Here is a 12,642-nt window from a genome sequence, read left to right as displayed (position 1 = left end):
CTCGCCGCCTGTTGAATATCGACATATCGTCAAGAGTTCATTCCGTGAGGGAATATGGTTCTGCCGCCCCGCCGTTTTTTGCCGTCGCTTTCGCTACTCGCGGCATTCGAAGCCGCTTCGCGCACCGGCAGCGTTACCGCAGCTGCGCGGGAGCTCGGCCTGACCCAGGGTGCCGTCAGCCGGCAAATCCTGGCCCTAGAAGAACAGCTCGGGGTGGCGCTGTTCCTTCGCGAGCGACAGACGATCCGGTTGACAAGGGCAGGGGAGGGTTATGGCCGGGAAATACGCGAAGCCCTGCGGCGCATATCGACGGCTTCCCTTAATCTGCGCGCCAATCCGGGTGGCGGCACGTTTAATCTCGGGGTGCTGCCAAGCTTCGGCACACGCTGGCTCGTGCCACGCCTGCCCGATTTTATCGCACACCACCCGGGTATTTCCGTCAATCTTCTGACGCGGTCTTCGCTTTTCGATTTCAAGACCGATACGGTCGATGCGGCGATTCATTTCGGCTTGCCGCACTGGCCGGGTACCGAACTTGTTTTCCTGATGCACGAAAAGATCGTTGCCGTATGCAGCCCCGCTTTCAAAACGCGACATCGATTTTCAACGCCTGATGATCTGCTTCATGTGCCGCTACTCCACATGACAACCCGACCCGATGCCTGGGAGCAATGGTTTCGCAGTCACGGCGTGGTATTCGACAATGTACACGGCATGCTTTTCGATCAGTTCACCACCATCGCCGAAGCGGCGAGCGCCGGTCTCGGTGTGTCGCTCATTCCTGCTTTCATGATCGAAGAGGAGTTGCGAAGCGGCCGACTTGTCGCGGCCGTTGCCGGCGAGGCGGAAAGCGAGGAGGCGTATTATCTCGCCTGCATGCCGGATCGCGCCGGTTACGCACCGCTTGAAAGCTTTCGGCGCTGGATCGTTTCCGAGGCAGGAGGTGGAACCGGCGTCGAGGCCGGGGAGTTTTCCGCTTAAACCCTTGCGCGGTCTTGCAAGAACGATGCGGCTCAGCCAATAGTGCGCCGTGACGCGTGGCGCCAGAGCCGTGCCTTGAAAGTTTCAATACGGGAGATGTCCGTGAAGCCCATTTTTGTTCAGCTTCAATGCGAGCCCGGCAAGACCTATGATGTCGCCGACGCCATCTATAAAACCGAACTGGTTTCCGAACTTTATTCCACCAGCGGTGAATATGATCTTCTGCTGAAAATCTATCTTCCGCAGGAAGAGGATATCGGCAAATTCATCAATCAGAACATCGTCAATATTCCGGGCATCGTTCGTTCGCTGACAACGCTAACCTTTACGGCCTTCTGACATCAAACTTGAGAGTCTGCGACGGCCTCTCATTCTGCCCGTCCCGGGAGCCTGTCAGCTCAGCGCCTTGTCGGAACAAGGAAATGTGGGGGCTTAGGCGCGTTTGCGAAGTTCGCAAAAACCTGCATAGGCAGACCTATTAAAGTGGAAGGCGTGTCTTGCAGGCAGGACTGTCAGCCAAAGGAAAAGCGCGCCGCCGGCCCACAATGTCGGGTCCGATATGGGGCGCGCTTTCGTTTTGACGGTTTTGTAAGCTGGCGATGGCTTTCACGCATCAGGCCACCGCCGCCAGGTTCCGATTACGCACGAGGTCGCGAATCGCGATCCGCACATCGTCCGCACTGTCGAACTTCTGCTCGTCCAGATCGTGAACGTGGAACTTCACCGCAATAAACTTCAGCCGGTCGTTGTCCGGGATGACGATGCCGACGGGCTCGCCGGCGAATTCAATAACTTGCTTCTGCATAGATAAACTCCCGCTGTGGCTACTTCTCACAGCATGTTGTCGAACTGATTTTCAGGAAATTGAGACTGTTAAGTCACATTCGACAGCAGCGGGAACACGTGGATTTAAATCCAGCATTCCAGGATTCAAGACCAAGGATTGCGTTGATGCGATTGTATTTTGACATGACACACTCCCTGTATTGGTGTTGATCCGGAATCAGGAGACTCGTTCTCCAGTTCCACACTGATAATCCAGACCAGCACTAAAATCAATGCTGATTGTTATAGGTAGAATATTTTTCTTTATGATGACAGGAGAGGGGCGGAATTGTGAAATTTTTGTTTCCGCTCGGGGCCGGCGTCAAAAGGCCCTGCGTTACGGGCTTTTTTAGCTTTTTTTAATCGTGTCCGGATGGCTGCGGCGGATAAATATGATCGTTTCCGTTGAAGTCAGATATTGAAAAACGGCCGTCCCGGGTCTTTTCAGCCGCATTTCCGCCAATGGGCGCCTTGCCGTGGCCGCCGGGTATGTCGAGAACATAGGTCGGTTGGCAGAGACCGGAGATGCGTCCGCGCAGGGCAGACACGATTCGCTGCCCTTCTTCTATCGACAGGCGGAAGTGGCTGGTGCCGGGCGCCAGATCGGGGTGGTGAAGATAATAGGGCTTGATGCGGGTCTCGACGAATGCCCGCATCAGTTCGGCAAGAATCGCCGGATCGTCGTTGACACCTTTTAAAAGCACGGTCTGGCTGACCATGGCGATCCCCGCATCAATGAGGCGTGCCGAGGCTAGTCTTGCGGTCTCGCCGAGTTCCCGCGCGTGATTCGCATGCAGTGCAACATAAGTCGTCTTGCCGCTGGATTTCAGCGCGTCGATCATCGCTTCATCGATGCGATCGGGATCGACTACGGGCACACGGGTGTGGAAGCGGACGATCTTCACATGCGATATGTCTTTCAGTCGTTGCATCAGATCGAAAAGTCGCCGTGGGGAGAGCACCAAGGGATCGCCGCCGGTGAGGATGACCTCCCAGATCGCCGGGTTCGCCTTTATATAGTCGAACGCGGCGTCCAGCTGCTGCGGGCTCATCATGCCATTACCCTGCGGCCCGACCATTTCACGGCGAAAACAGAAACGGCAATAAACGGGGCATATATGCACCGCCTTTAAAAGGACCCGGTCCGGATAACGGTGAACGATACCATGCACGGGGCTATGGGCGTCATCGCCTATCGGATCCTCCCGCTCTTCGGCAAGATGGATAAGCTCGGCCGCATCCGGCACGAACTGCCGGGCGATGGGATCGTTCGGATCGCCGATGTCGATCAGTTCGGCAACCGCTGGCGTGATAGCCAGTGCGTAACGCTGCGTGACCGGCCGCAGGCTGTCGAGTGCGCCGGCTTCGATCAGCCCTGCTTCCAGCAGTGCCTCCGGTGTCTTGATGGTCTCAGAGCCTGTCATCGTCCGTATTCCGCAACCGGGGCCCACATGACGAGATCGATGCGGGGTGCGCCTGTGGCCAGCATCACCAGCCGGTCGAAACCCAGAGCTATGCCGCTTGCCGGCGGCATGATGGCGAGCGCAGCCAGAAAATCCTCGTCCAGCGGATAAGTCTCGCCATACACGCGCTGCTTTTCCGCCATCTCCGTTTCAAAACGCCGCCTCTGCTCGGCAGCGTCGGTCAATTCACCGAAGGCATTGGCAAGTTCCACGCCGCAGGCATAAAGCTCGAAACGTTCCGCCACGCGCGCATCCCTCGGGGATCTGCGGGCGAGGGCTGCTTCGCTTGCCGGATATTCATCGAGAATTGTTGCGCGTCCGAAGCCAAGTTCCGGCTCGACCCGTTCGACGATGACACGGCTGAACATATCCGCCCAGGTATCATCCTCGGCCACCCGGATGCCGGCACTGGCGAGGCTTGCGGCAAGGTGCCGGCTGTCGGTCTCGCCGTCTCCGCTGATTGTGGCCAGAAGGTCGATTCCGGCATAGCGTTCGAAGGCCTCAGCGACACTCAGGCGTTCGGGCTCGAGAAAGGGATCAACGCTGCGCCCGCGATAGGAAAAATGTTTCGTACCCGTGGTTTCGGCCGCGAGAGCGAGAAGAGTGGCGCTGTCCTTCATCAAGCTCTCATAGGTTTCGCCTGCGCGATACCATTCCAGCATGGTGAATTCGGGGTGGTGCAGCGGGCCCCGCTCCCGGTTCCTGTAGACATGGGCGAAACAGGAGATGCGTTTTTCACCCGCGGCAAGCAGCTTCTTGCAGGCGAATTCCGGAGACGTGTGAAGATAAAGCGGCACGGCGTCGCCGCCCGGCGTCACGCCTTCAGTGGCAAATGCGTGGAGATGTGCCTCGTTGCCTGGCGAGATCTGCAGGGTGGCGGTATCGACCTCGAGAAAATCGGCGCGGGCGAAATAGCCGCGAAAGGCCGACTGGACGGCGTTGCGGCCAAGCAGGAAGGCGCGACGGTCGGCATGGACGTCGGGCGTCCACCATGGCGACATTGTTTCGTTGCTTGCGCGCATCGTTCTTCGTTTCCGTCTTCTGTCCCGCCCCGGATTGCGGATAAACAGGCTGCAAAACACCTGGTTGCGATATTTAAAGCGGTTCCGGGGCGAAAACCGCTAGGTACTCTTCCGCGAATTGCTGTAGAAGGCTGGCAATCCGTGCGGATTTAAGGTAGTTGCGCCCCAGAAAAAAGACAAAACGTCTGCCGGGGCTGGTGCTGCCGCGCAGTCCTTTACGACGCATTTCATCGAGTTACAAGGAAGTCATATGGTCAAGGTTATCGCCTCATCCGTCCGCAAGGGCAATGTTCTCGACGTGGACGGCAAGCTTTACGTCGTTCTCACCGCGCAGAACTTTCATCCCGGCAAGGGCACGCCGGTCACGCAGGTGGACATGCGCCGCATCGTCGATGGCGTGAAGGTCTCCGAGCGCTGGCGCACCACCGAGCAGGTCGAGCGTGCTTTTGTTGAAGACCTGAACTTCCAGTTTCTCTATGAAGATGGCGAAGGCTTCCACTTCATGAACCCTGAGAATTACGATCAGGTCGTGGTGGATGCGGAGACGATGGGTGACCAGAAGGCCTATCTTCAGGAAGGCATGACCTGCGTTCTTTCCATCCACGAAGGCAATCCACTGGCTGTCGAACTGCCGCGCCACGTCACGCTTGAGATCACGGAAACCGAGCCGGTCGTAAAAGGCCAGACGGCGTCTTCTTCTTACAAGCCCGCCATTCTTTCCAACGGCATCCGCACCATGGTGCCGCCGCATATCGATGCCGGCATTCGCGTGGTCATCGCGACGGAAGACAATGCCTACGTCGAACGCGCCAAGAACTGATCCTGGCAATCGAGTAGACAAAAAGCACCGGTTCCCGGTGCTTTTTTTATTCCATGCCGCGAATAACAAAAAGCCCGCGTCGAGACGCGGGCTTTTTTTGTCTTTTCGGGCTGTTGATTACATGCCCTTGGCCGCCGTAACGGTCGGGCCTGCCGGCTTCTTCGGCGCGGTCGTCTGGCCAAAGGCATAACCGCCGCCCAGCGCCACGTTCAGCGACACATAGTCCTGCGCGGTCTGCTGGATCGCCGTGGCAAGGCTTGCCTGTGCGGCGGAAACCTGACGCTGCGCATCGAGAACGTCGAGCAGCGAAGAGGCACCGTCGCGGTAGCTGGCGGTCGAGAGCTGCAACGCTTCCTGGTAGGAAGCGACCGTCTTGCGCAATGCGTCGGCGGTGCGCTGGTCGCGATTGACTGCGGCAAGGGCGTTTTCAACCTCTTCGACGGCGTTGAGGACCGTCTGCTTCCATGCGAGATATTCTTCGCGCGCCTGCGAGTTGGCGAGGTCGATATTGGCGCGAATGCTGCCGCCATCGAGGATCGGAAGAACAAGGCTCGGGCCGAAGGACCAGCTGTTTGCCGTACCTCTGTTGCCGCCGCTGACAAAGTTGTAGCTCGGGGTGATGGCGCCGCCGAGTTCAATGCTCGGATAAAGCTGCGATTCGGCAACGCCGATCTTTGCCACGGCTGCCGCAAGTTCACGCTCGGCAACCCGGATATCCGGACGGTTGCGAATGAGATCTGCCGGAATGCCGGTGCGTGGCACACTGCGGGCCACGGGCTGACGCGCGCCCTTCTGCAACTCGGCGATCAGCGACGAGGCTGGCAGGCCGAGCAGCGTGGCGATGCGGTGCGCCGCCTTGCGGAAGTTGGTTTCGAGGCCCGGTATGTCGGACAGGGTGGAGTTGACCAGACCTTCGGACTGGACAACGTCGAGTCGCGAAGCCGCACCGGCTTCAAGCTGAAGCTTGGTCAGATCCAGTGTTTCACGGCGGGAAGCCAGGTTATGGCGGGCGATCGCCAGACGCTCCTGATAATAGCGTACATCGATGTAAGCCGAGGCAACCGAGGAAATCAGCGTCAGGCGCTGAACGTCGACGCTTGAATAAGCCGCATCGAGCGATGCATTGGCGCTTTCCGTGGCGCGACGGTAGCGGCCGAAGAGATCGAGCAGCCAGGAAACGCTGAGGCTGCCGGAAGAGACGTTGGTAACAGGAACGTCGCGGTAGCTGCCCTTCGTTTCGCTGGTCGTGTGGCTGCCATTGGCGGTCAGGCTGGGCAGGCCGCCTGCGCCGGCTGAAATCACGTTGGCTTCAGCCTGGTTGATACGCTCTATGGCCTGCATCACCGTCAGGTTCTGCTTCAGGCCGGTAGCAACGTAACCGTTCAGGCGGCTGTCATTGAAGGCTGTCCACCACGCAACGGTGCTGATGTCGCCGTTACTGGTTTTTCCGGCTTCCGCAAACTTTCCCGGCAATTGGATTTCCGGTGTCTTGTGGTCGGGTCCGACAACGCAGCCTGAGAGCAGCAGCATTGTCAGGGGAAGAGTAGCGCGAATAGACAGCATATAATTTTCCCAATTCTCTGGTTGGCTTACCGAGCGCGGCTTGGTGAAAAATGGGCTGCGCGGTCGATCTGCCGTAGAAACGTGCAATTGCCAAATCGGCAACATTTCTAGCAGCGTATTAACGGTTGGCACAGCCCATTTTTGTTTTGTTAACGCCTTGAAAGGCGACGAATGATGACGAAAAAGGACGGAACGAAGAAAATTCCGAGCAGTGTTGCAGAAAGCATACCACCCAATACTCCAATCCCGATTGCATTTTGGGCGGCTGAACCCGCACCGGTTGCGATTGCGAGAGGCACAACACCGAGGATGAAGGCCAGCGATGTCATGATGATCGGCCGCAGGCGCAGCTTCGCGGCCTCCAGTGTCGCTTCCATGAGACTCAGCCCGTGCTCCTGTCTCTCCTTGGCGAATTCGACGATCAGGATCGCATTCTTTGCCGCGAGGCCGATGGTCGTCAGCAGGCCCACCTTGAAGTAGACGTCGTTCGACTGGCCGAAGAAATGCGCCGCGGCCAAGGCGCCGAGGACACCCACCGGCACGGCCATGATGACCGAGAAGGGGATGGACCAGCTTTCATAAAGGGCGGCAAGGCAAAGGAACACGATCAGCACCGAGAGCGCATAGAGCATCGGCGCCTGTGAGCCGGAAAGGCGTTCCTGATAGGAGATGCCCTGCCACGCGACCGTGTAACCGCCCGGCAGGCTCGCCGTCAGCCGTTCCATCTCGTCCATGGCATCACCGGAGGCTACGCCGGCGCCGGCAGTGCCTTCGAGCGAGATGGCGCCCGTGCCGTTAAAGCGCGCCAGAGACGGAGGAGCGTTGATCCATTTCACCTCGCTGAAGGAGGAGAATGGCACCATCTCGCCGCTGGTGTTGCGGGCATACCAGAACTTGAGATCGTCCGGCTGCATGCGGTAAGGCGCGTCGCCCTGGACATAGACGGGCTTGAGTTCACCGTTGAGGGTGAAGTCATTGACGTCACGACCGGCGAAGATCGTCGACAGCATCAGATTGACAGAGGAAAGATCGACACCCATTGCCCCCATCTTCTCCTGATCGAGGATGATCTTCATCTGGGTTTCGTTGTCCTGGCTGTCGCTTCGAAGCGAGCTGATCTTCGGATTGCCGGTGGCAAGCGCAATCAGTTCCTTGGACGAAGCGGTCAGGGCATCGGTGCCGTTGCGGCCGCTATCCACGAGATACATCGAGAAGCCGCTCGATGTACCCATGCCCTGAATGGCCGGCGGCAGAAGCGGGAAGACCTGGGCATCACGGAAACCGAAGAAGGTGCCCATGGCGCGCTGGACGATGGCACCCGCGTGCTGGTCGGGAGCCGTTCGCTCGGCGAAATCCTTGAGTTTGGTGAAGACGATGGCGTTGTTCTGGCCCGAACCACTGAAGCTGAAGCCGAGAACGCCGAAAACCGATTCGACATTGGCGGCTTCCTTTTCGCGGAAGTAGTTTTCAACCTGCTTCACCACCTCATTGGTTCGCTCGATATTCGAACCGGTCGGCGTCTGGATGATGGTCAGGAGCACGCCCTGGTCTTCCTGCGGCAGGAACGAGCTGGGGAGCTTGCTGAAGAACCAGACGCAGCCGCCGATGACGATTGCGAAGATGATCATGACGCGCAGGGGCCGCTTCAGCAGATAACCGATGGAGGACACGTAGCCGTCCGTCGTCTTGCCGAAGCCGCGGTTGAACCACGCGCCCGGCCCGCGCTGCTTCTTGTGATGGTCGATCGGCTTCAGCATGGTGGCGCAGAGCGCCGGCGTCAGCACGATGGCGACTACGGCCGAAAGCAGCATGGCCGAAACGATGGTGATCGAGAACTGGCGGTAGATGATGCCCGTCGATCCGCCGAAGAAGGCCATCGGAATGAACACGGCGGTGAGCACAAGCGCGATACCGATGATGGCTCCGGTGATCTCACCCATCGATTTCTCGGTGGCCTCGACCGGCGACAAACCCTCCTCCGACATGATTCGTTCGACGTTTTCGACAACGACGATGGCGTCATCAACGAGCAGACCGATGGCCAGAACCATGGCGAACATGGTGAGCGTATTGATGGAATACCCGGTGAGCGCGAGAACGCCGAAGGTGCCGAGAAGCACGACCGGCACGGCGATCATCGGAATAAAGGTGGCTCTGAGGTTCTGCAGGAAAACCAGAAGCACGACGAAGACAAGGATGATCGCCTCGATCAGCGTATGCACCACCTTTTCGATCGACAGTTTCACGAACGGCGTCGTGTCATAGGGATATTCGATCGCGACGCCTTCAGGCAGCGAACCTTCGACGTTGGTCAGGGCAGCTTTTACACGCGCCGCCGTGTCGAGCGCGTTGGCACCCGTGGCAAGGTTGACCGCGAAACCGGCCGAAGGGCGGCCATTGGAGCGGGAATCGCCGCCATAGGTTTCCTGGCCGATTTCAATACGGGCAACATCGCTGAGGCGGACGGTTGCGCCATCCTTTTCGACTTTCAGGATGACCGATTCGAAGTCGGCGACAGTGGTGAGCTGGCTCTGCGCCGTCACCGTCACGTTGAGCTGCTGACCCTTGACGGCGGGAACGGCACCGAGCGAACCGACCGAAACCTGGGTATTCTGGCTTTCGATGGCACCGGTGACGTCTGCGGTGGTCAGCTGGTATTTGTTGAGCTTGAAGGGATCCAGCCAGATACGCATCGCATATTCGGAGCCGAAGACATTGATGCTGCCCACGCCTTCCAGGCGCTTGATCTGGTCTTCGACACGCGAGGAGAAGACGTCGCCGAGATCGGCCGAATTGCGCTTGCCGTCGGTGGAGATCAGTGCACCAACCATGAGGATGCTCGATGTCGAGCGGCTGACCTGGATACCCCGCTGCTGCACGGTATCGGGCAATTGCGACTGGACAAGCTGCAGCTTGTTCTGCACCTGAACCTGCGCGATGTCAGGCAGGATGCTGTTACCGAATGTCAGCGTCACTTCGGAACTGCCGGTCGAGGACGACGAGGTCATATAGGTGAGGTCATCGAGGCCGGTCATGCCGTCCTCGATGATGGTTGTCACCGATTTTTCCACGGTCTCGGCGCTGGCGCCATTGTAGGTCGCGCTGACGCGGACCGTTGTCGGTGCAATGTCGGGATATTGCGAAATGGAGAGAGTCCAGATCGCAAGGGCGCCGCCCAGCATGATGACGATGGCGATAACCCATGCAAAAACAGGGCGCCTGATGAAGAAATGGGCCATGGCAGTCCTTGCCTTACCTTTTACGAGCTTCGACCGGAGGTCTCGCGCTCATGCTTATTTCGAAGGCGCGGCGGCAGGCTGAGCCTGCTGCGGCACAACGACGATACCCCGATCGTCAATGGTCACTTCCACCGGCGCCACGGTTGCGCCGTCCGCGATCCACTGGAAGCCGTCGACGATGAGCTTGTCGCCATCCTTGACGTTTTCCGTCACCAGCCAGGCGTTGCCCGACTGCTGGCTGGAAGGGAAGGTGCGGGTTTCCACCTTGTTTTCCGCCGTCACGAATTTTGCCGTCAGCTCGCCATTGGCGTTGCGGCTAGCCGCGCGCTGCGGGATACGGAAGCCCTTTTCCTTGCCGATGGTCAGCGTGGCGCGAACATAGGTACCGGGAAGCAGGAGATCGTCCGGATTATCGAAGAGGGCGCGAATGGAGAAGGTGCCTGTCGTTTCGCTCACCGCCATGTCAGACATGTCGATCTTGCCGTCATGCTTATATTCGGTGCCATCTTCCAGTGTCAGATGAATGCCGGTCTCTTTCGTGTCGCCACCAAGCTGACCGGACGATATCGCCTTTTTCAGACGCAGGAGATTGGTGCTGGATTCCATCAGGTCGATGTAAATCGGATCGATGCGACGAAGCGTTGTCAAAGCGGTCGTCTGGTTCGCGGTCACCACGTTGCCGATGCTGAAGGCCGTTGCGCTGGTAATGCCGTCGAAGGGTGCACGGACCTTCGTGAGATCGAGATTGATCTCCGCCGTTTCCAGCGCCGCCTTGGTCTGGGCCACATCGGCCTGCGCCTGCAGCAGCGTCACCTTGGCGTTTTCATATTCGATCTGGGTGGCACCGCTGTTAACCAGCCGTTCGTACCGGGCAAGGTTGGCCTCCGCGCTCGGGACACTCGCTTCCGCCTTCGCCACGTTTGCCTTGGCCTGCGCCACTTCCGCCAGATAGGTATTGTCTTCGATCTGGTAGAGAACGTCGCCCTGCTTCACCTCGCTGCCTTCCTTGAAGGGAATTTCACGGATGATGCCGGTGACCCGCGGCCGGATTTCAGCCGTCTGGAACGCGCTGGCGCGGCCGGGCAGAACAGTGGTCAACGGATATTCGCTGGTCTTCATCAAAATGACGCTGACCGGAGACGGCGGACGCGCCGCGCCCTGGGCGGCGTTCTGGCTGCTTTCGCCGCCATCGCTGCAGCCCGCCAGAATCGCGGTCACACACAGAGAAGCAAGTAGGGGTAAAATACGTCGGCTCATTGTTCTTCCCTGCGTATCGATCGCATTCAACTATAAGCGCAATGTCGCTCGGCGGATGCGCGTCCGGAGACAGATACGACAGGCGAAGGCCTTGGAAGGGACCCGATTCGCTTATTCTGTCCGGACCGCATGCGCATAGAAGCGCAGGCTTTTGCGCTTCGCAAGCAACTGCGAGAAGGTGACGTAAATTGGGAATCGTCACTTAGCAAGCGGATTGCGCAATCCCGCATCGACTAAATCGACGAGTTGATCGCAACGTGTTGCCAAATTGCCGATATCTTCCCGCGCAATAAGGACGGGATGAATGACGCTGGTCAGCGCGTGGAGCACGGTTTCCGCCAGAGGAGAAACATCCGTGGCGGTATAGATTCCGGCTTCGATCCCATCCTGAATGATCTCGCCGAGCAGCTTCACGATGACGGACTTGTAATAGTCTCCGCACTTCATGTCCTGCTTGGCGGTCATCAGGATCATTTCGAAGACATAGGGGTTCTTATTGAGATCCTGGTGGTGTTGCTCCATCAGGTTGCGCGCCAGATGACGCAATCTGGAAAGCGGCGCATGGCTTTTGTCGAGCGGACAGATCTGGCGTTCGAAAGCACCGATCTGTTCGAAGCCAAGGGCGTCGACAAGGGCGTTCTTCGAGCTGAAGTTCTTGAAGACATTGGCGGGAGACATACCGAGCGCCGCGGCGATATCGGCAATCGCAACGGCATTGAAACCGCGCTCCCGGAAAAGCTCTTCCGCCTTGGCGAGAATGTCCCGCCGGGTTTCCTCGGCGGAACGGCGGGGCCGGCGTCTGACAGGACGGTCACCCTTCCTGTCGGCCTTTCTCGCCTGTTCGATCATTTTGTTCACAGTCAGACTCCGGGGAAGAACCGCTCCAGATTCCGGCGTACTCTTGCAAGCGGCGTCTCGCCGCTATCGTCGGGAACGAAGCTCTGTCCGGTGATGCGTTCGTAAGCATCAATATAGACCTTCGAGGTTTGCAAGACGAGGTCCTGCGGAATTTCAGGCACCTCGTCCTTGTAAGGGTCGCAGCGTTCGGCAACCCAGGCTCTGACAAAGTCCTTGTCGAAGCTTGCCGGCCTTGTGCCGTTTCGAAAGCTTTCCTCATAGCTGTCAGCCATCCAGTAGCGGCTGCTGTCCGGTGTGTGTATCTCGTCGGCCAGAATGATCGTCCCGTTTTCATCCGTTCCGAATTCGTATTTCGTGTCAACGAGAATGAGGCCCTGTCTGGCGGCAATCTCCTGCCCGCGCTTGAACAGTGCCAGCGCATAATGGGAAAGCACGTTCCATTGCTCCTGCGTCAGGAGTTTCTTCTCTACGATCTCTGAAGGCGTCAAAGGTTCATCATGGCCGCCATCAAAGGCTTTGCTGGTGGGTGTGATCACCGGTTCGGGCAGGATCTGGTTGTCCTTCATCCCATCGGGCAGGCTCATACCGTACATCTGCCGTTCGCCCTTCTTATA

The 12,642-nt window shown here is 58.4% G+C and carries 11 protein-coding genes (1 of these 11 running past the window's edge); 3 read left to right on the top strand and 8 right to left on the bottom strand.

Features of this window, described 5'->3' with window-relative positions:
• Positions 1–54: 54 nt before the first annotated feature.
• Positions 55–981, top strand: a complete 927-nt coding sequence (locus EGT36_RS04515; RefSeq protein ID WP_125270100.1) for a LysR family transcriptional regulator — start codon at positions 55–57, stop codon at positions 979–981.
• Between the two features lie 102 nt (positions 982–1,083).
• Positions 1,084–1,320, top strand: a complete 237-nt coding sequence (locus EGT36_RS04510) for an Lrp/AsnC ligand binding domain-containing protein (protein ID WP_003521320.1) — start codon at positions 1,084–1,086, stop codon at positions 1,318–1,320.
• Positions 1,321–1,594: 274 nt separating this feature from the next.
• On the opposite strand, the gene EGT36_RS04505 is transcribed toward EGT36_RS04510, so the two are convergent.
• The 3 genes from EGT36_RS04505 to epmA form a co-directional block, all read right to left on the bottom strand.
• On the bottom strand, positions 1,595–1,786 hold the full coding sequence (locus tag EGT36_RS04505; protein ID WP_003492264.1) for a hypothetical protein: 192 nt from the start codon (positions 1,784–1,786) through the stop codon (positions 1,595–1,597).
• Between the two features lie 379 nt (positions 1,787–2,165).
• Positions 2,166–3,230, bottom strand: coding sequence for a lysine-2,3-aminomutase-like protein (locus tag EGT36_RS04500; RefSeq protein ID WP_006699116.1), 1,065 nt, complete (start codon positions 3,228–3,230; stop codon positions 2,166–2,168).
• Positions 3,227–4,291 (bottom strand): EF-P lysine aminoacylase EpmA, encoded by a 1,065-nt coding sequence (gene epmA, locus EGT36_RS04495; protein WP_006699117.1) that lies wholly within the window; start codon positions 4,289–4,291, stop codon positions 3,227–3,229. The genes EGT36_RS04500 and epmA overlap by 4 nt, the downstream gene beginning before the upstream one ends.
• A gap of 250 nt (positions 4,292–4,541) precedes the next feature.
• Between epmA and efp the strand changes: the two genes are divergently transcribed.
• Positions 4,542–5,111, top strand: coding sequence for an elongation factor P (gene efp, locus EGT36_RS04490; protein WP_037090297.1), 570 nt, complete (start codon positions 4,542–4,544; stop codon positions 5,109–5,111).
• A gap of 117 nt (positions 5,112–5,228) precedes the next feature.
• On the opposite strand, the gene EGT36_RS04485 is transcribed toward efp, so the two are convergent.
• The 5 genes from EGT36_RS04485 to EGT36_RS04465 all read right to left on the bottom strand — a co-directional run.
• The gene (locus EGT36_RS04485) at positions 5,229–6,674 is read right to left on the bottom strand and encodes an efflux transporter outer membrane subunit (protein ID WP_022556884.1); all 1,446 of its coding nucleotides are present in this window, start codon (positions 6,672–6,674) and stop codon (positions 5,229–5,231) included.
• 149 nt (positions 6,675–6,823) lie between these two features.
• Positions 6,824–9,913, bottom strand: a complete 3,090-nt coding sequence (locus EGT36_RS04480) for an efflux RND transporter permease subunit (RefSeq protein WP_004443603.1) — start codon at positions 9,911–9,913, stop codon at positions 6,824–6,826.
• A gap of 54 nt (positions 9,914–9,967) precedes the next feature.
• Positions 9,968–11,170: an efflux RND transporter periplasmic adaptor subunit gene (locus EGT36_RS04475; RefSeq protein ID WP_006699119.1), complete on the bottom strand. Its 1,203-nt coding sequence runs from the start codon at positions 11,168–11,170 to the stop codon at positions 9,968–9,970.
• 198 nt (positions 11,171–11,368) lie between these two features.
• Positions 11,369–12,028 carry a TetR/AcrR family transcriptional regulator gene (locus EGT36_RS04470; RefSeq protein ID WP_006699120.1) on the bottom strand — a complete coding sequence of 220 codons (660 nt, stop codon included), beginning with the start codon at positions 12,026–12,028 and terminating at the stop codon, positions 11,369–11,371.
• A 2-nt stretch (positions 12,029–12,030) separates the two neighbouring features.
• Positions 12,031–12,642: the 3' portion of a phosphoribosylaminoimidazolesuccinocarboxamide synthase gene (locus EGT36_RS04465; RefSeq protein ID WP_035210214.1), read on the bottom strand. It continues 339 nt past the right edge of the window; the window shows 612 of its 951 coding nt (coding positions 340–951); its start codon lies off the right edge, out of view; its stop codon occupies positions 12,031–12,033.

Source organism: Agrobacterium sp. FDAARGOS_525 (genome assembly GCF_003938925.1).
Taxonomy (GTDB): Bacteria; Pseudomonadota; Alphaproteobacteria; order Rhizobiales; family Rhizobiaceae; genus Agrobacterium; species Agrobacterium pusense.
This window is presented reverse-complemented; position numbering and strand designations above follow the sequence as displayed.